This window comes from Geovibrio sp. ADMFC3 (assembly GCF_054687035.1).
Genome location: NZ_BAAFZG010000002.1, coordinates 1,515,941 through 1,532,388, shown reverse-complemented (window position 1 = coordinate 1,532,388; position 16,448 = coordinate 1,515,941). Strand labels below are relative to the sequence as shown.

Annotated in this window: 18 protein-coding genes and 1 tRNA gene; 9 read left to right on the top strand and 10 right to left on the bottom strand. The window is 46.1% G+C overall.

The window, feature by feature from the left end; genetic code table 11:
• Nucleotides 1-344: 344 nt before the first annotated feature.
• The 6 genes from ACYRYY_RS07685 to ACYRYY_RS07660 all read right to left on the bottom strand — a co-directional run bounded on the left by ACYRYY_RS07685 (nt 345) and on the right by ACYRYY_RS07660 (nt 3,884).
• Complete coding sequence (locus ACYRYY_RS07685) at nt 345-995, bottom strand: energy-coupling factor ABC transporter ATP-binding protein (protein ID WP_460215025.1); 651 nt, start codon at nt 993-995, stop codon at nt 345-347.
• A complete protein-coding gene (locus ACYRYY_RS07680; RefSeq protein WP_460215024.1) occupies nt 992-1,648 on the bottom strand; it encodes an energy-coupling factor transporter transmembrane component T family protein in 657 nt (218 codons plus the stop codon). The genes ACYRYY_RS07685 and ACYRYY_RS07680 overlap by 4 nt, the downstream gene beginning before the upstream one ends.
• Complete coding sequence (locus tag ACYRYY_RS07675; RefSeq protein WP_460215023.1) at nt 1,645-2,160, bottom strand: hypothetical protein; 516 nt, start codon at nt 2,158-2,160, stop codon at nt 1,645-1,647. Before ACYRYY_RS07675 ends, ACYRYY_RS07680 begins: the two co-directional genes overlap by 4 nt.
• The gene (gene cbiM / locus ACYRYY_RS07670; protein ID WP_460215022.1) at nt 2,157-2,765 is read right to left on the bottom strand and encodes a cobalt transporter CbiM; all 609 of its coding nucleotides are present in this window, start codon (nt 2,763-2,765) and stop codon (nt 2,157-2,159) included. The genes ACYRYY_RS07675 and cbiM overlap by 4 nt, the downstream gene beginning before the upstream one ends.
• Before the next feature lies 1 nt (nt 2,766).
• The gene (locus tag ACYRYY_RS07665) at nt 2,767-3,522 is read right to left on the bottom strand and encodes a DUF4198 domain-containing protein (protein WP_460215021.1); all 756 of its coding nucleotides are present in this window, start codon (nt 3,520-3,522) and stop codon (nt 2,767-2,769) included.
• A gap of 288 nt (nt 3,523-3,810) precedes the next feature.
• A tRNA-Met gene (locus ACYRYY_RS07660) sits at nt 3,811-3,884 on the bottom strand.
• 157 nt (nt 3,885-4,041) lie between these two features.
• On the opposite strand from ACYRYY_RS07660, the gene ACYRYY_RS07655 reads away from it, so the two are divergent.
• The 7 genes from ACYRYY_RS07655 (at nt 4,042) to ACYRYY_RS07625 (ending at nt 11,288) form a co-directional block, all read left to right on the top strand.
• A complete protein-coding gene (locus ACYRYY_RS07655) occupies nt 4,042-4,893 on the top strand; it encodes an ATP-binding protein (protein WP_460215020.1) in 852 nt (283 codons plus the stop codon).
• Entirely contained in the window at nt 4,890-7,730 is a 2,841-nt protein-coding gene (gene glnE, locus ACYRYY_RS07650) for a bifunctional [glutamate--ammonia ligase]-adenylyl-L-tyrosine phosphorylase/[glutamate--ammonia-ligase] adenylyltransferase (protein ID WP_460215019.1), read from the top strand. The genes ACYRYY_RS07655 and glnE overlap by 4 nt, the downstream gene beginning before the upstream one ends.
• A gap of 13 nt (nt 7,731-7,743) precedes the next feature.
• Nucleotides 7,744-8,262: a thiamine phosphate synthase gene (locus ACYRYY_RS07645; RefSeq protein WP_460215018.1), complete on the top strand. Its 519-nt coding sequence runs from the start codon at nt 7,744-7,746 to the stop codon at nt 8,260-8,262.
• 140 nt (nt 8,263-8,402) lie between these two features.
• Nucleotides 8,403-8,831 (top strand): Fur family transcriptional regulator, encoded by a 429-nt coding sequence (locus ACYRYY_RS07640; protein ID WP_460215017.1) that lies wholly within the window; start codon nt 8,403-8,405, stop codon nt 8,829-8,831.
• Complete coding sequence (locus tag ACYRYY_RS07635) at nt 8,813-9,727, top strand: metal ABC transporter solute-binding protein, Zn/Mn family (RefSeq protein WP_460215016.1); 915 nt, start codon at nt 8,813-8,815, stop codon at nt 9,725-9,727. The genes ACYRYY_RS07640 and ACYRYY_RS07635 overlap by 19 nt, the downstream gene beginning before the upstream one ends.
• The gene (locus tag ACYRYY_RS07630; protein WP_460215015.1) at nt 9,728-10,489 is read left to right on the top strand and encodes a metal ABC transporter ATP-binding protein; all 762 of its coding nucleotides are present in this window, start codon (nt 9,728-9,730) and stop codon (nt 10,487-10,489) included.
• On the top strand, nt 10,482-11,288 hold the full coding sequence (locus ACYRYY_RS07625; RefSeq protein ID WP_460215014.1) for a metal ABC transporter permease: 807 nt from the start codon (nt 10,482-10,484) through the stop codon (nt 11,286-11,288). The genes ACYRYY_RS07630 and ACYRYY_RS07625 overlap by 8 nt, the downstream gene beginning before the upstream one ends.
• Before the next feature lie 45 nt (nt 11,289-11,333).
• Here the strand turns inward: ACYRYY_RS07625 and ACYRYY_RS07620 are convergent, their stop codons facing one another.
• The 4 genes from ACYRYY_RS07620 to fmt all read right to left on the bottom strand — a co-directional run bounded on the left by ACYRYY_RS07620 (nt 11,334) and on the right by fmt (nt 14,984).
• Nucleotides 11,334-12,488, bottom strand: a complete 1,155-nt coding sequence (locus ACYRYY_RS07620) for an RsmB/NOP family class I SAM-dependent RNA methyltransferase (protein ID WP_460215013.1) — start codon at nt 12,486-12,488, stop codon at nt 11,334-11,336.
• A 153-nt stretch (nt 12,489-12,641) separates the two neighbouring features.
• On the bottom strand, nt 12,642-13,472 hold the full coding sequence (htpX, locus tag ACYRYY_RS07615) for a zinc metalloprotease HtpX (protein ID WP_460215012.1): 831 nt from the start codon (nt 13,470-13,472) through the stop codon (nt 12,642-12,644).
• A 41-nt stretch (nt 13,473-13,513) separates the two neighbouring features.
• Nucleotides 13,514-14,053 (bottom strand): DUF116 domain-containing protein, encoded by a 540-nt coding sequence (locus ACYRYY_RS07610; protein ID WP_460215011.1) that lies wholly within the window; start codon nt 14,051-14,053, stop codon nt 13,514-13,516.
• A 10-nt stretch (nt 14,054-14,063) separates the two neighbouring features.
• A complete protein-coding gene (gene fmt / locus ACYRYY_RS07605; protein ID WP_460215010.1) occupies nt 14,064-14,984 on the bottom strand; it encodes a methionyl-tRNA formyltransferase in 921 nt (306 codons plus the stop codon).
• A 189-nt stretch (nt 14,985-15,173) separates the two neighbouring features.
• Between fmt and ACYRYY_RS07600 the strand changes: the two genes are divergently transcribed.
• A complete protein-coding gene (locus ACYRYY_RS07600) occupies nt 15,174-15,395 on the top strand; it encodes a 4Fe-4S dicluster domain-containing protein (RefSeq protein ID WP_460215009.1) in 222 nt (73 codons plus the stop codon).
• Nucleotides 15,395-16,444 carry a 3-methyl-2-oxobutanoate dehydrogenase subunit VorB gene (gene vorB / locus ACYRYY_RS07595; RefSeq protein ID WP_460215008.1) on the top strand — a complete coding sequence of 350 codons (1,050 nt, stop codon included), beginning with the start codon at nt 15,395-15,397 and terminating at the stop codon, nt 16,442-16,444. Before ACYRYY_RS07600 ends, vorB begins: the two co-directional genes overlap by 1 nt.
• Nucleotides 16,445-16,448: the final 4 nt, after the last annotated feature.

The following is a 16,448-nucleotide window of genomic DNA, read 5'->3' as shown; positions in this document are numbered from 1 at the left end:
TCCTGTCAGATTAACACACACGCTCACGCCGAACTTCGTTCGTCTCCGCTTCGCACGGCGCAACTCCATCCTTGGAGTTGTATTCGACAATGACAAGCCCGTCTGCACATCCTGTCAGATTAACACACACGCTCGCGCCGAACTTCGTTCGTCTCCGCTTCGCACGGCGCAGAGTCTGTCATTATCATGAAAAAAACTACATCCTGTGTTTTTTTCATACACGCTCGCAGGCAGTTTAACTGCCTTTCGCTACGCACGGCGTAGTTCCATCCATGGAACTGTTCTGGGTTAAGCAGTTTACTTTAGAAGAAGTTAGGAAGAGTTGGCTGAATGTGGGGGAAAGTTTATCCTTCGATGAGTCCGTTTTCGGTCAGGAACATTTTGCGGGCGCCGATTTTTTCGATAAAACCCAGATCGTGGGATACGATAAGCATAGTCTTATCTATTCCTTTGAGGATTTCGGCAAGCTTGTTCTCACTCTTTGCGTCAAGGGCGGCTGAAGGCTCATCAAGGAGAAGTATTGCAGGCTTCATTACAAGTACAGACGCCAGAGCAACCATTTTCTTCTCACCGCCGGAGAGGTTCAGCGTTATACGGTCACGAAGGTGGGATATGTGCAGCTCATCAAGCATTGCTTCCGCTTTTGCAACTGCTTCCGATTGTTTCATTCCTTCATTGAGGAGACCAAAAGCGACCTCTTCGATCACTGTAGGGGCGATAATCTGATCGTCAGGATCCTGAAAAAGAAACCCTACTTCACGCCTTGCCAGTGCGAAATCCTTCTCTGTTTCAAGTCTTTTGTGATGTATTTCAAAATGACCGGTGCTGATAGTCTGCAAACCGACAATAGCTTTAAGCAGAGTTGTCTTACCTGCGCCGTTAGGGCCCAGAACGGCAATTTTATCTTTATGGGTGAGATTAATAGTAACGTTTCTGAACAATGTTCTGTCGCCTAAACAGCATGAAATATTATTTAATGACAGAGTGCAGCTCATATAACCTGCCAGAATGTTAAGATGGTCTGGGCAACGAGAACAACAGCGAGAAGCGTGTCCGAACCAGCGAGGAGGTGTGTGTTGAAAGGATAAAGTTTTCCCTTAAAGCCTCTCAGAATCATTGCATGATGAAGTGATTTTGCTTTTTCCATACTTTTTATAAACAGCATTCCCACTAGATACCCTAAGGTTTTATATGTGAACAGATTGGTTTTCGGATTAAAGCACCGTATTTTAAGCGAGTCACGCATTTTTTTATATTCAGCGCCAAGAATCTCTATGTATTTGATAACAAAAAACAGCAGAACAGTGAATTTATCGGGAAACCTCAATCCGCAGAATCCGTAATAGATGCCCATTTTACCGTGTGGGGTTATTAGGAGAAGGTTTGCACTCAGAATAAGGTTTGCACGAAGAAAAATAAGCAGAGCATATGATGCGTCATTGTGAAAAAATAGAATAGTTGCGCATATAAAGAGGATTATAAGATTAAGGCGTAAAAGCCTGAGGAGCGGGCGCAAACCCTCTTTTATAGAAACTAATATTAGAAAGAGCGCAAAAAAAGCATCATAAACTGTAATATCTGTTCTGAAGGCTATCAGCAGTGAATAGATTACAGCAGCGAAAAGGGCAGCGGGCGGAGAAAATTTCATTTTTTCCTGAAAAGCATGAACAGTCCGAAAATGCCTAAAAGATAGCCTATTCCGGCTATAATTTTATCTGTCTGAGTGTGTCCTGCGTCTATGGCTGTCTGAATTTCAACGGTTTGTTTTGCAAGTTCCTGGCGTATTATGGTTCGGAGAGCCTCTGAATTAACAGAAGTCTGAGTATCGGAGGACACTGATGTTTGTGAATCTGCAGACGGCTCAGGTACTACTTCCATTTTGGCGAAGTGTCCCATGCCCGCATCAACATTAACTGTGAAGGAAGAAGGAAGCTCTCCGCTTAAGACAGCTTCGCCGCTGTTGCTTAGGGTTCCTTTAAAAATCACATGTCCGTCGGTGCCTGTTACTGTATATGCGCAGCGTTTGCAGAATGTTCCGTCAGCAAAATATGAAGATATATTCAGTGTTCCGCTCTCGTAAATGGCAAGAACATTAAGTTTGTGTGCATATGCGGGTGAAAGAGCGGTTAATAACAAAAAGACTGTGAGTAATTTTTTCATTTTGCACTCCGGTGATCAATAAGAGAAGGGTAAACCTTCATTATAAAATTTAAAATGAATACTGTTGCAATGCCTTCAATGAACATCACCGGGATGTGAGCTAGAAGTATTGCCTGAGCAGCCTGAAACAATTTATCGCCACTGAGAAAAAGCATAAAGGCAACTAAAATACTTGAAAGAGTAACAGGAATAAAGCCTGTGAGAAAAAAGAGGACAGTCCTTTTGATTCCCTGCACAGCGAGAGCCTGTCTGAAGATGAAGTAAGCACATAACGCAGGGAAGGCAGCATCAAATGTGTTTACACCGAGAGTGGTTATGCCTCCGAATTGGAACAGCAGTCCCTGAAGCAGGAGTGCCATAAATATTGCAGGAAATGCGGCAAAGCCCAACACTGAACCCACAAGACCATTAAGCAAAAGATGGACACTGGAGGGACCCAGCGGGACATGTATAAAAGAACCGACAAAAAACAGGCTGGACATCAGCGCTGTTTTTGTCAGCATTTCATCTTTCATTTTACTGAAGCCGTAAACAAGAAAGCCCAGCGAGGCGGCCGCCCCTGCGCCAAGCACAGGAGCTGAAAGAATGCCTTCGGATATATGCATACTATTTTGCTCCGTAAGTTTTCACCCAAAAGACAGCGCCAAGTTCAACAGGATAGTCTTTGCCTTCGTGTTTGACCGTTACGTCATCTTCGATAAGCGCTGCAAACGCCCACCAGCCGGTAAAGGGCATAGAGTAACTGAAAATACCGTTTGAGTCTGCCTTAATGACCTGAGTTATATGGGCATCGGTGGGGCTTTTAATCTTACTGCCTTTGTTATAAAATTCAACCTCAATTTCAGCATCCGCAACAGGTTTGCCTTTGTAGAGTACCTGGCCTGTAAAAGTGTTGCCAGTCCAGAGACCGTAAGGGCGTGTAAGCGGAACAATTTCAGCTTTAAGACCCGCCGGTGTATCCCCCCCTTCTTCCATTCCGAATGCGTTTACTACAGTTTTTGTTATGTGCTGAATGAAAACACCTTCGGCAGGTTCAAAATAGTAGTCGGGTGTTACAGCGAAAATATAGTCACCGGGTTTTGTAAAAGAATATTTGAAGTCCCATGCTGTTTTGCCTTCAACAGCAGTCTTCGATATGGATTTCATCAGGTCTGTTTTTTTGCCGCCGAAGAAAACAGAAACATCTTTAGGTTTAACCATTTCCATAACAGGTCCCTGTTCAAAGGGGTGAGTGAATTCCATGTGGAAGGATGCGGTTCTGGAAGTGGGAGTGACAACATCTGTCGAAGGGATCAATGTCTGGAAATGAGCAAAAGAAACAGATGCACAAAGTATAAACAGCAGTGTAATGACTTTTTTCATGATAAACTCCGTGTTACGTATTATAGATGATGTGTTATCATGATGACATGGAAATGTCAATACGTGTTATTGTTGTGACCGATAACGTTTATGTTACGAGGAATATGGGAATGTAAGTCAGTTTGAAAACGGTTGTCAGGGATGTGGATAGTTGCGCCGTGCGTAGCGGAGACGAACGAAGTTCGGCGTGAGCGTGTGTGTTAATCTGACAGGATGTACAGATTAACACTATTATATAAAGAAAAAAGGCTTGCTCATTTAATGAGCAAGCCTTTAAACTTGTTGAAATAGCGGGAGCCGGATTTGAACCAACGACCTTCGGGTTATGAGCCCGACGAGCTACCAAGCTGCTCTATCCCGCGCCAAGGATTGCTAACATACACGCCGGATTATTTGTTGTCAAGAATAAATATAAAATTTTTTTTAAATCTATGGCAGTTGAAAAATAACGAAGACTATCATAGGATTGATATTAGCCGCAGGCGCAGTCTGTGGGATTTTAAAATGAAGGTGAAAACTATGAATCTTTTTTATATATCCGCAGTTCTTTTTCTTGTTACAGGTGTGACCGCCTATATCTCTCCGCAACTTCCGGCGGGAGCCAATGCATCTTTTCTGCTCACCCTGCTTGTGTTTGCCACAGCGGCGGTAACTGGCTATGGGTACTGGCGCTCAGTAAGAGATAAAAAACGTGAAGAGGAACTCAGCGGTATGATTCTACGTGAGGAGAAACAAACCGTGGGCAGATTTCTCATCCACGAATGGCGTGGAGTTATCCAGAGCATAAGCATTCAGGCGGAAATGATGGAACGGGCGGAAAACATGGAAGGTGTGCGGGTGAACTGCGGAGTGATAAGAAAAATACTTCGTGAAGAGTCTGAAAAAACTGATAAGGCGGAGTTTTATTTCCGTAAAGACGGACAGTCCATGAAGAAATCCTCGAAGGCTATACAGAAAGCAGTCTCCGATGCCGAGGTTTTTCACGGCAAAAACCGTATAAAGGTGCTGTATAATACTAATAAAAAGGATGCGAAGACCGATTATGAGAGGCTTCATCCCTGCGTATTTTTTGCGCTGATGAATACTTTTTCAGCAATCACAGACAAAAACAGCACAGTCACTGTAAATGTTGCAGAAAGAACTCTTGGATTTACTGAATTCCTTGAGATTTCAGTTCAGGGCGGTGATATGCTCTTTGATAAGGAAACGGAAGATCTCTTTCAGCCGTTTAACATATCGCCGGATAAATTCAGGGGATATTTCGGACTTGCGACTGTACGGAGGCTTGCCGCTGACATGGGAGGCTTCGCCGAGGCGGAGCGGGGTATTGATAAAACCAGCGTGTATATTGTCGTTCCGGTGGCTAAATGACGGATAAATTTAATAAAGTAATGAGTGTAACAGGCCATCCTGATAAAAAAGATCTCGAAAAGGTGTTCAGACATTCGCTGTTTATTGCCGGCTGGCTTGAGAAACACCCTGAGTATGCTGCAAAGGCTCTGGATTTGGCAAAGCTTGAGCGTAATGTTGACAGCATTCTGGATGACATCCTTACTCCGGATTTTCATGAACTTGATGAAAATGCTCTCTTAAAACATCTTCGTATGATCAAAATGACGGAGTACACCGCCATAGCTCTCAAGGATCTGGTTTATGGTGCAGATGTGAAGGATATCACGGCGCATATTTCTTCATTTGCATCAGCTTCACTTGAAGCGGCATATAAATATGCTTATTTCAATCTGAGCCGTGAGCTTGGAAGACCACAGGACGAGAGCGGAGCCCGAATCGGCATGACGGTCATAGGGCTTGGCAAACTGGGCGGCTGGGAGCTTAATTTCAGCTCTGACATAGATATAATGTATGTTTACGACACGGAGATGGGCAGAACAGACGACAGCGGCGAAAAGCCCTCTGTTGAAAACCACGTATTCTTTACACGTCTGGCGGAAAAAATAACCGGCTACATAGGAACAAGAACAGAGGACGGAATAGTGTTCCGTGTGGATCTCCGCCTCCGTCCCGATGGCGACAGGGGGGCTATAGTTCTTCCTGTGCGGAGCTGTGAGATCTACTACGAGTCCTACGGTCAGGGCTGGGAGCGTATGATGCTCCTTAAGGCACGCCCTGTTGCGGGTGATAAACGTACCGGAGCGGATTTTCTCCGTGCCGTCCGCCCGTTTGTTTTCAGGCGCAGTCTGGATTATAAACTTCTGGATGAGCTAAAAAACATAAAGCAGAAGATAGACCGCAGAGAGGAAAAACGGGGCAACAGAAATGTTAAACTGGGTTACGGCGGTATCAGAGAGATAGAGTTTGTTGTTCAGGCTTTTCAGATTCTTTACTACCCCAAGCATCCGGAGATTTATCATCCGTCAACTCTTGAAGGAATAGATCTTCTGGTCCGCTTCGGTCAGCTTGAAGCAGAGACGGCGGAGAGGCTGAAAAAAGAATACCGTTTTCTCCGCCGGCTTGAGCATATGGCGCAGATCGAGGATGAAAAGCAGACTCATGTGATACCGGAGGACAGTTCTTCATATCCTCTTTACCTGGAGCGCTGCGGGTTTGAGTCAGAAGATGAGTTTAACAGAAAGTATGAAAAAACCACAAACTTTGTGCATCAGGTCTTTTCAGGCATTTTTCGTGATCATGAAAACACAGACGCTTCCTCGCTGATTTTTGACAAAGAGTTAGAGCAGGAGGAAGTGGCGAGGATTATTCAGGATAAGGGGATAAAGGACTCCGTAAAGTGTTCGTCCATAATAAAAGAGATACTTCAGGGGCGGAAAAACTTCATCCGCACACCGGAGGAGATACGGATAATAGAGATGGTGCTTACCCGTGTGCTGGAGCATTTGCCGGAAAGAACAGACCCTGCGGGCACTCTGCTTAATTTTGAGAAGCTTCTCTCTCACCCCACAACAGTTTATCTTCTTCAGGACATAATCACCGGCGCTCCTGCGATTCTGGATAAGCTGGAGAATATATTCTCCTTCAGCCGTTATATGTCAGACCAGATAATAAGTGACCGCACGCTGCTTGATTATGTATACGACCCTAAGAATCCGGATTTTAAAAGCGGATCAATCAGGCTTGATTACCATGAACGTACAAGAAAATATAAGGGCGATACCGAATATATAATGGAAATAGTCCGGCAAAGGCATAAGGCTTATATTTTTAATGTCGGCTATGCGTTTCTCAACGGAACTCTGAATGTTATACATACAATGAAGGCTCTCACTGAGCTTGCCAAAGGAACCATACAGTTTGCTGTGGACAATGCTTATGAGCAGGTTACAGAGAGGTACGGCAGACCCCTGACTGATGACGGCCGGATATGTGACTTCCTTGTGGTCGGCATGGGCAAGCTGGGCAGCTATGAGATGAGCTTCGGGTCTGATCTGGACATAATTTTTCTGTATGAGCAAAACGGCAGGACAGACGGTAAAAATCAGATAACAAATATGGAATTCTTTACGAAGGTTCTTCAGCGTGCCATATCCTTTTTAAGCTCTTACACCACAAACGGCATTCTTTACAAAATCGACACAAGGCTGCGCCCAAGCGGTTCCAGCGGAACTCTGGTTACTAGCCTTCCCGCTTTCCGTGAGTATCAGCTCAAGGAGGCTATGGTATGGGAAAAACAGGCTCTGGCACGTTCGAGTGTTGTAAACACTGATTCCTCGCTTAATACTGTGTTTGACGAAATCAAGATGGAGTGTCTTTTCAGTTCCCCTTTGTCAAAAGAAGGGCTAAAAGATATAAAAGAAATGCGTGCAAGGATAGAGACGGAAAAAGGTTCCCCTCCTGAAAAGAACGATATAAAAGCAGGTTACGGCGGGATGCTGGATATTGAATTTACAGTTCAGATGCTTCAGCTTCTCACCGGATATGAGGATGAAAACGTCCGCAATCCCAATACGCATGATGTGATGGTTCATCTTAAGAATAAAGGCTTCATAAAAGACAGGGACTATTACGCCCTGCATGACAGCTATCATTTTTACCGGACGCTGGAAAATGTTCTGCGTGTTTATGAAAATACCTCAACATCAAGGCTTCCGTCAAATGAAGAGATTTTGGCAAAGGCGGGGATGTTCTTTTGTTTTGAGAAAAACCCTGCGGAATGTTTAAGTGAAAAGTATGCGTGGGTGCGCAAAAGTGTTCGTGCCGCATACAACAGAGTTTTTGAGAGGTACATGTAAAGTGCTGAGGTTTTTGGCAGTTATAGACTATGAAACCTTTGGTGACAGCTATCTTCAGGTTGCAGAAAGAGTCGCAGACCGATCGGAGATGATATGGTTCAGGGCGAAGAATCTGGACGCCGGAGATATTTACCGAAAGGCGGCTAAAATGCGTGAGCTTCTGCCGGATGCGTTTCTTATTCTGTCCGAAAGACCGGACATAGCTATTGCGGCGGGTTTTGACGGTGTTCAGCTTAATGAGCGGACACTGCCGCCGGAAACGGTTGAAGAGGTTTTTCCTGAACTGGTCACAGGTTACTCCGCCCATTCTCTGGAAGAGATAGAGAAGGTTCAGGCGGATTTTTTTACGTTAAGTCCCATATTTATGACAGACAAACCTTACGAGGTTAAGCCTTTGGGTGCTGTTGATGTCACCGATACGGAGAAAAAAGTTTATGCTCTGGGAGGCGTTACTGTGGGTGCGCTTTCAGATTTGAATGAAAAAGGTTATTTCGGCTATGCCGGAATAGGGATTATAAAGGGTATGATATAGATTTGACCCGAAATCAGCTTATATTTCAGATGCCTGTCTCTCCTGCACGGATAATCCGCTTCGTTGTGCAGACTTGTCAGGCAGAGGAAAGTTCTTAGATCTCACTTGCAAATCATTTGCAAAAGGAATATGTTTTTTTCATGGCAGTATGTGTTGCAGCGGATCTTCTCAGATCCAAAAAGCTCAAAATTACTGAAAGACGGGAGATTGTCCTCTCTCTGATTCTCTCTGCGGAGCGTCCTATGAGTGCAAAAGACTTGCACGAGGCGGCAACGGAGAAGGGGAATATAGATCTCGTCACGGTTTATCGTGTGGTATCCCTTCTTCTGGAGAAGGGGCTTATCAGGGAAATTACCGGCGATTCGGGCACATCCTTCTATGAAAAAGCGTGCGAGCATAATCCTGTGCATCCTCATTTTCACTGCTGCAAATGTGGAAAAGTGTATTGTCTGGAGCCGCTTACTTTTGAGGAAGGTCTTATTCTGGGACGTGTGGGCAAAGGCTTCCACATCTCCTCCGTTTCGCTGGACATCAAAGGAGTATGTGAAAAATGCGCTTCCTTGCAGTGATTACAGGTCTGCTAATTTTTCTTTCATCACAGGTTTATGCCGCAGATTTTAAAGCGGCGGTCAGCATTATCCCCCAGAAATATCTTGCGGACAAGATAACCGGAGGACGCTTTGAAACAATGGCGGTTGTGGGCAAAGGCTCAAACCCTCACAACTATGAACCAAAGCCTCAGCAGATGGTTTTTATTTCCAAGGCTCAGGTTTATTTTTCAATTGACCTTTCCTTTGAGGATGTATGGCTTGAAAAGCTTCTTTCGACAAATAAAAATATAATACATGTAGACTGCGCTGATGCTGTGCCCAGATACCCCATTCCCGGTGAGATTATCGAACCCGATGAACACGGACATGACCACGACCATGAACATGGTGAAGACGAACATCACCACGACCATGACCACAGCGGGCTTGATCCGCACATATGGCTTTCGCCTATGAATATGAAAATAATGGCTAAACTTATGGCGAATACTTTTTCAGAGATAGACCCGGCAGGTAAAAGTGTTTATGATGCCAACCTCTCAGCTCTTCTCAAAGAAATAGACACAGCAGACGCCAGAATACGTGAAAACCTTAAAGGCGTGCCGAAAGATTCTCCTTTCATGGTTTTTCATCCTTCATGGGGCTACTTTGCAAGGAAGTATAACCTTCGTCAGGTGGCTGTTGAGGTGGAAGGTAAAGAGCCCAAGCCCGCACAGCTTCAGGAGCTTATAGGCTATGCCAAAGAAAGGGGAATAAAGGTTGTATTTGTGCAGCCGCAGTTCTCCAAAAAAAGCGCACAGGCTATAGCATCCTCCATAGGCGGTGAAGTTGCAGAGCTTGACCCCCTTGCATACGAGTGGAGCAGCAACCTTATACATGTTTCGGAAGTTCTCGGAAAGGTGCTGAAAAAATAAATGAATGCAATAGAAATCAATGATTTAGAGTTCTCCTACGGGGAGAACCCCATACTTACCGATGTCAGCCTTGCTCTGCCGGAGGGGGAGTTTCTCGCTGTCATAGGTCCGAACGGCGGGGGAAAATCCACCCTGCTTAAGATTATTTTGGGCATTCTGCGTCAGAACAGGGGCGAGGTTCGAGTGTTCGGTAAAACAGTTTCGGACGCAGCAGGGCTCATAGGCTATGTCCCGCAGGATGTCACATCCGCAAGGGGTTTTCCCATAAATGCTTTTCAGGTCGCCATGATGGGCAGGATGAAGCTCAAAGGGCGCTTTGCCCGTGCGGACAGGGCAGATATAGAGAAGGTACGCTCTGTGATGGAGTATCTGGAAGTGGAACATCTGGCTGGTTCTCCTGTGGATAACCTTTCCGGAGGTCAGAAACAGAGGGTTTTTATATCCCGTGCCCTTGCCATGGAGCCGAAAATGCTCTTTCTGGATGAGCCCACCTCAAGTGTGGACACTAAGGGGCAGAAGGATCTTTTTGACAGGCTCCGTGAGCTGAACAAAACAATGACAATAGTGGTGGTTAGCCACGATTTAAGCATAATACCCAGATACGCCACAAGCGTTGCATGTATAAATAATAAGCTTCATTTTCACTCCTCACCGGAGGTAACACCGGAGATGCTCCGCATGGCTTACGGCGGCACAGGCTGCGACGAATGCGATTCTTTGGGGATTCCGCAAAACCTTCACGGAGGTCACACCCATGCTTGAGGCACTCTCCTTCGGATTTATGCAGAACGCACTTCTTGCGGGGCTGTTTGCCTGTATAGCCTGCGGCATTATAGGCACTCTGGTTGTTGTAAACCGCATAGTATTCATATCCGGCGGCATAGCCCATGCGGCTTACGGCGGTATAGGTCTTGCTTTTTTTCTGGGTATATCTCCCCTTTTCGGAGCTTTGGGCTTCTCTGTTGCGGTGGGCGTGCTTGTGGCTTTTATATCCATGAGCAATAAAAAACGTGCGGATACTGTCATAGGTGTTGTCTGGTCTCTGGGCATGGCTGTGGGCATCATCCTTACAGATCTTACGCCGGGTTACAATGTTGATCTGATGAGCTATCTCTTCGGGAGCATTCTGGCTGTTCCGCAGTCTGACCTTTGGCTTATGGCCGTTCTTGATCTGGCTGTTGTTCTCTTTATTGTCTTCTTTTTCAGAGATCTTCAGGCAATGAGCTTTGATGAGGACTTTGCCGTTTCCATAGGTGTTCCGGTTAAGCCGCTTTATTATCTGCTGATCATCATGGTTGCGCTCACTGTTGTTCTGATAATTCGTGTGGTGGGGCTGATTCTGGTTATAGCTATGATAAGTATTCCGCCTTATATTGCGGAACGTTATGTCAAGGATCTGCGGCTGATGATGGTTTCATCTGTTGTGTTGAATCTGCTGTTTACTATTATTGGGCTTTGGCTGTCATACACCTTTAACCTTACGTCAGGTGCGGCGATAATAATGGTGGCTTCTGCGGCGTTTTTCCTGTCCGAATTTTTCGGAAGGGTAATAAAAAGCTGATGAGAAGGGGAAACTAACCGTCAGCTTTCCCCTGTCTCTTTGTTTCTACTTTATCTTTTCCAGCACTGCAGCGAAGAAACCGTCACAGTTTGATTTTGAAGGATCAGACACGAAGTAGTCCCCCCTTATGAACTCATCGGGGCAGGCAGGCTTAACCGCCCTGAAATTAGGGTTCTCCGTGAGGAAAGCGTTGACTATATCGGTTGTTTCCTCAGGCTCCGTGGTGCATACGCTGTATATCAGCCTGCCCTGCTTCGCCAGAAGCCTGCTTGTTTTTATCAGCATCTTTCTCTGGATCGAGGACTTTTCTCTTATTTGCATCTCGTTGCGTATCCAGCGTATTTCAGGGTGTTTGCACATGGTTCCGATAGCCGTACACGGAGCATCAAGAAGGATGATGTCAAAAGCTTCGTCCCCTTCCATCTTCATTATGTCATTGTTAACAGGCTGAACATTATCAAGTCCGAACCTTTCAACAGTTTCTTCCAGAACCTCAAATCTTTTCGGATTTATCTCAACGGCGAATATCATCGATTCCGGATACATTTTTCCCAGAATAAGAGTTTTGCCGCCGGGTGCGGCGCAGCAGTCCAGAACGGATGCAGGTTCCGTTTTCCCCGCAAGGGTCGGTATCATAGCCGATGCCTTATCCATGTAGTAAAGGTTTTCGGCTTCCTCGTCATATTCCTCAACCTCTTCCACGGCGAGATTCTCAACATTCAGAGCATATAAAGGGGGTGCCTGATTGTAAGCCGCCATTATCTTCTCTGCGGATATGTTGCCGTAGCGCTTGCGCCAACGGTCAGCAAGCCACACGGGGAAATTGTCACGCTCAACAGATGCGGCAAGTATCTCCTCTCGCTTTGCTATTATTTTGCGGAGAACAGCGTTGATAAACCCACGCTTGTTTTTGCCCACAAGGCTCACAGATTCATTAACTGCAGCATAGTCCGGCACATCGTTCATATAAAGAAGCTGGGCAGAACCCATAACGAGAGCCGCCATCTGCTCCGGCGCCGGACGAAACTCCGTGAACCGCCCTATCGCCTTTTCTATGGTGCCGAGGTTGCGGAATATCTCAAAATACAGCTTGCGGTAAAAACGCCGCATCACCGCATCCTGAAAATAATCTTCCCTGTATTTCTTCGAGTAATAGTCTGTCAGCAGACTGTAAAGCCTGCCTCGCATCTTGTCGGACATATGTTTCTTTATCCTTTGGTTTTGGATTTTCTTATTTCAGACAGGTTAATAAATTATTATAACTTGAGAAACCCTTTTTTAACGGGAAAAAAGGGTTTCTCATACTCTTCCCAAAAAACCGGATTTTTGAAAAGCCTAAATTAGATGCAAAACCTACATCGCTTCAAGTCTGGCGATTCTCTCCTCCACAGGGGGGTGAGTGGAGAAAAGGTTCATAGCCTGCCTGCCGGAGAAGGGGTTCATTATAAACATGTGGGCTGTTGCAGGCTGTGCCTCGTCCATTGGCGCTGCCGCCACGCCGCCGGAAATTTTGCGGAGAGCGTTTGCAAGGGCTTTAGGTTTGCCGCAGAGTTTTGCACCTCTGGCATCGGCTATATATTCTCTGGATCTTGAGATCGCCATCTGTATCATCATCGCTGCAATCGGAGCTATTATCATTGCCGCAATAGCCGCCACAGGGTTGCTGTTTTCGCCGTTCTCGCTTCTGCCGCCGCCGAAAATCATAGCCCACTTTGCAGTATTTGCTATCATCATTATTGCGCCGGCGAAGGTTGCCGCTATTGTGCCTATCAGAATGTCACGTCCGTAGATGTGCGCCAGCTCGTGAGCGAGAACTCCCTCAAGCTCGTCATCGCTGAGAAGGTCAACTATCCCTGTGGTTACTGCAACTGCTGCGTTTTCGGGGTTTCTGCCCGTAGCGAATGCGTTGGGGGTCTCGCTGTGCATAACATATACCTTAGGCATGGGTATTCCGCCCTTCGCCGTGAGGTTACGGACTATTCTGTGAATACCCGGTGCTTCGGCCTCGTCAACCTCAACCGCTTTGTACATCTTCAGAACAAGTTTGTCACTGAACCAGTAGGAGAAGAAGTTCATTCCTATCGCAAGGATAAAAGCGAACATCATTCCTCCTCTTCCGCCTATGAGACTTCCCACAAACATGAAAAGCACGGTGAGAAGCGCCATGAAGAATGCTGTTTTCATAGAGTTGCTCATTTCTTTATACCTCAATTTTTATTATATCCTTAATCTGTTGTTCTTATTCCGCCTGCTGCCCTGAGTGCTTCCTCAATATCGCTGATATCCACACGGGTATTGCGGCAGGGACCGTCAGGGCGGCGGTTGCATATTCCTATTACGGGTATGGGGTATATGTCTCTGATGCCGCTGATTAAGTCCCGTTCGCAGGCAACGGCTGCAATCACTTGCGGTTTTGCCTCTTTCACAATCCTGAGAGCAGAGGAACCGCCTGTAGCTATATTTATTGATAAATTATATCTTTCTCCGGCGAATGCAAGCTTTTCCAGATCGCATCTTCCGCACCGTTTACACTTATAGATGTCTGAAGTTATTTTGAGTTCACAGTTTTCGTTCTGAAGGCAGTGGGGCAGAATAACCGTAATCTGTCCGGTTCCGGCTTGTCTGGCAAGGTTTGTTACGAGGCGGTTGTTCAGCCTGATCAGCCTTGCCGAAAGTCTGTCCCTGTCTGCTTTTATGAGCTTTCCCGCCGCCAGAACCAGCGGGAAAACTGCTTTAATGGTGATAAATCTGATTAATCTCTGCATTCGGGGGGAATCAGTCAAACTTTTTCCCTTCTTCCAGCTTGAAACCGCTTAAAAAGCTTGCTGCGGGCATGCGTTTTTTGCCTTCCGCCTGAAGCTCTTTTACAATGAGAGCGCCTGTTCCGCACGCAACAGAGAAGCTTTTCTTGGTTACATCAAATATTGTACCAGCGGGCTTTGAGCAGTTTTCAGCCACGTCAGCGGCGAAAAACTTGAACATCTGCCCATCAAGAACGGAGTAAGCCACAGGCCACGGCTGAAATCCCCTGATCATTCTTTCTATATCATCAGCGCTTTTGTTCCAGTCTATGAGTCCGTCTTCCTTTTTCATCATCGGAGCATATGTATGTTCCGCATCGTTCTGTTTTTCGGGTGTTATGCTGTCAAACTTGTCTATTGTTTCAATGAGCAGTTCTGCCCCTGTCACAGCAAGCTCGGCCAGCAGATCTTCGGTTGTTTTGCGTTCGATGGGAGTTGCAGCTTTCATAAGCATGTCGCCAGTATCGAGTCCCACATCCATTAACATTGTTGTAACGCCTGCATCTTCCTCACCGTTTACTATTGCCCAGTTTACGGGTGCTGCGCCTCTGTACTTAGGCAGTAGTGAGAAGTGAACATTTATGGGGGCTTTTTTCGGTGATTTCAGCACTCGCTCGGAAAGTATTTTCCCGTATGCCACAACCACGAGGAAATCAGCCTCAAGGCTTTCAAGAAGGCTCATGAACTCTTCATTGTTCTTCAGCTTTTCCGGCTGAACAACTTTTAATCCTGCCTGAAGGGCATATGCTTTAACGGGTGTGGGTACAAGGGCAGAGCTTCTGCCTTTGGGCTTGTCCGGCTGAGTTACTACAAGCGGTACTTCGTGACCTTTTTCAACTATGGCTTTAAGGGTAGGCACGGCTGTTTCCGGCGTTCCCATAAAAATTATTTTCATCTTTATTGTCCTTTAAGCGTGTTTCAAAGGCTTAATTTATCTGTTTTATGCCCATGTTGTAAAGCAGATTCGCCTTAATTTTTCATGAAATGCACTGTTTTAAGCATCCTATTATGTACTGCGTACCTTTTTTTAAGTTGCATTATGTTTTTTTTCCATTAAAATTTTCCTTCATCTCGGAGGAAAGTTATGAACAAAGTTCTTATTAACGGCGAGAAATGCAAGGGATGCGGTCTGTGCATTCAGGTCTGTCCGAAAAAAATTCTCTCGTTTTCCGAAAATATAAACTCCATGGGCTACAACATCATTATGTGTACGGATCAGGATGCGTGTATTCTCTGTAAAAGCTGCGCGCTTGTCTGTCCGGATGTGGTCTTTACCCTTCAGAAACAGGATTCAGGCGGTAGATAATGAGCAAAAAGGTACTGATGAAGGGGAACGAAGCCATAGCCGAAGCCTCGATAAGAGCGGGACTTGCGGGCTATTTCGGTTATCCCATTACTCCCCAGAACGAATTTACGTCATATATGTCATACCACATGCCGGCAAAGGGGCGTGCATTTGTGCAGGCCGAAAGCGAAGTTGCTGCCATAAACATGGTTTACGGGGCAGCAGCTACCGGATGCAGGGTTATGACATCATCCTCAAGCCCCGGCATCGCACTTATGCAGGAAGCCATATCATACATGTGCGGAGCGGAAGTTCCCGCTGTTATAGTGAACATTATGAGGGGCGGTCCCGGTCTGGGCAACATAGGTCCCAGTCAGGGCGACTATAATCAGGCTACAAGAGGCGGCGGAAACGGTGATTACAAGATGATCGTTTATGCTCCCTCCACTGTTCAGGAAGCTGTTGACCTCACTTACAATGCTTTTGATGTAGCTGATAAATATAAAATTCCGGTCTTCATCCTCGGTGACGGCGCGTTGGGACAGATGGCTGAACCTGTTCTTCTCCCTGAAGAAAAGCCTGAAATGAAAGGCGATCAGGGATGGGGCTTAAGCGGAGCAAAAGGCAGAGACCCCAGAGCGGTTATGTCTCTCCGTCTGGCTGAAGGCGAACTTCGTAAGCACAACTGGGATCTGGTCAGCAAGTTTGAAAAGATAACAGAAGCGGAAACAAAATACGAACTCACAGATACAGATTATGATGTGCTGATAGCAGCCTTCGGAACTTCCGCAAGGGTTGCCAAAACAGCCATACGCCAGCTTAAGGAGCAGGGGATCAAGGCAGCGCTTTTTCGCCCTATAACTATATGCCCATTCCCCTATGCCGCACTCGCCGAAGCTGCAAAGAAGGCGAAAAAGGTTCTTGTTGCGGAGATGAACACCGGGCAGATGCTTTTTGATGTCAAGGTGGCGGTTGAAGGTGCTGTACCTGTTGAGTTCATGGGATGCCCGGGCGGCGAATCCTTCTCACCGGAAGAGATAACCGCCAAGATAAAAGAGATGCAGGGGTAGTGAA

Bases quoted from the DNA above. Each gene is read 5' to 3' on its own strand.
- ACYRYY_RS07685 (WP_460215025.1), bottom strand. From the start codon at position 995: ATGAGCTGCACTCTGTCATTAAATAATATTTCATGCTGTTTAGGCGAC.
- ACYRYY_RS07680 (WP_460215024.1), bottom strand. From the start codon at position 1,648: ATGAAATTTTCTCCGCCCGCTGCCCTTTTCGCTGCTGTAATCTATTCA.
- ACYRYY_RS07675 (WP_460215023.1), bottom strand. From the start codon at position 2,160: ATGAAAAAATTACTCACAGTCTTTTTGTTATTAACCGCTCTTTCACCC.
- cbiM (WP_460215022.1), bottom strand. From the start codon at position 2,765: ATGCATATATCCGAAGGCATTCTTTCAGCTCCTGTGCTTGGCGCAGGG.
- ACYRYY_RS07665 (WP_460215021.1), bottom strand. From the start codon at position 3,522: ATGAAAAAAGTCATTACACTGCTGTTTATACTTTGTGCATCTGTTTCT.
- ACYRYY_RS07655 (WP_460215020.1), top strand. From the start codon at position 4,042: ATGAATCTTTTTTATATATCCGCAGTTCTTTTTCTTGTTACAGGTGTG.
- glnE (WP_460215019.1), top strand. From the start codon at position 4,890: ATGACGGATAAATTTAATAAAGTAATGAGTGTAACAGGCCATCCTGAT.
- ACYRYY_RS07640 (WP_460215017.1), top strand. From the start codon at position 8,403: ATGGCAGTATGTGTTGCAGCGGATCTTCTCAGATCCAAAAAGCTCAAA.
- ACYRYY_RS07635 (WP_460215016.1), top strand. From the start codon at position 8,813: ATGCGCTTCCTTGCAGTGATTACAGGTCTGCTAATTTTTCTTTCATCA.
- ACYRYY_RS07630 (WP_460215015.1), top strand. From the start codon at position 9,728: ATGAATGCAATAGAAATCAATGATTTAGAGTTCTCCTACGGGGAGAAC.
- ACYRYY_RS07625 (WP_460215014.1), top strand. From the start codon at position 10,482: ATGCTTGAGGCACTCTCCTTCGGATTTATGCAGAACGCACTTCTTGCG.
- ACYRYY_RS07620 (WP_460215013.1), bottom strand. From the start codon at position 12,488: ATGTCCGACAAGATGCGAGGCAGGCTTTACAGTCTGCTGACAGACTAT.
- htpX (WP_460215012.1), bottom strand. From the start codon at position 13,472: ATGAAAACAGCATTCTTCATGGCGCTTCTCACCGTGCTTTTCATGTTT.
- ACYRYY_RS07610 (WP_460215011.1), bottom strand. From the start codon at position 14,053: ATGCAGAGATTAATCAGATTTATCACCATTAAAGCAGTTTTCCCGCTG.
- fmt (WP_460215010.1), bottom strand. From the start codon at position 14,984: ATGAAAATAATTTTTATGGGAACGCCGGAAACAGCCGTGCCTACCCTT.
- ACYRYY_RS07600 (WP_460215009.1), top strand. From the start codon at position 15,174: ATGAACAAAGTTCTTATTAACGGCGAGAAATGCAAGGGATGCGGTCTG.
- vorB (WP_460215008.1), top strand. From the start codon at position 15,395: ATGAGCAAAAAGGTACTGATGAAGGGGAACGAAGCCATAGCCGAAGCC.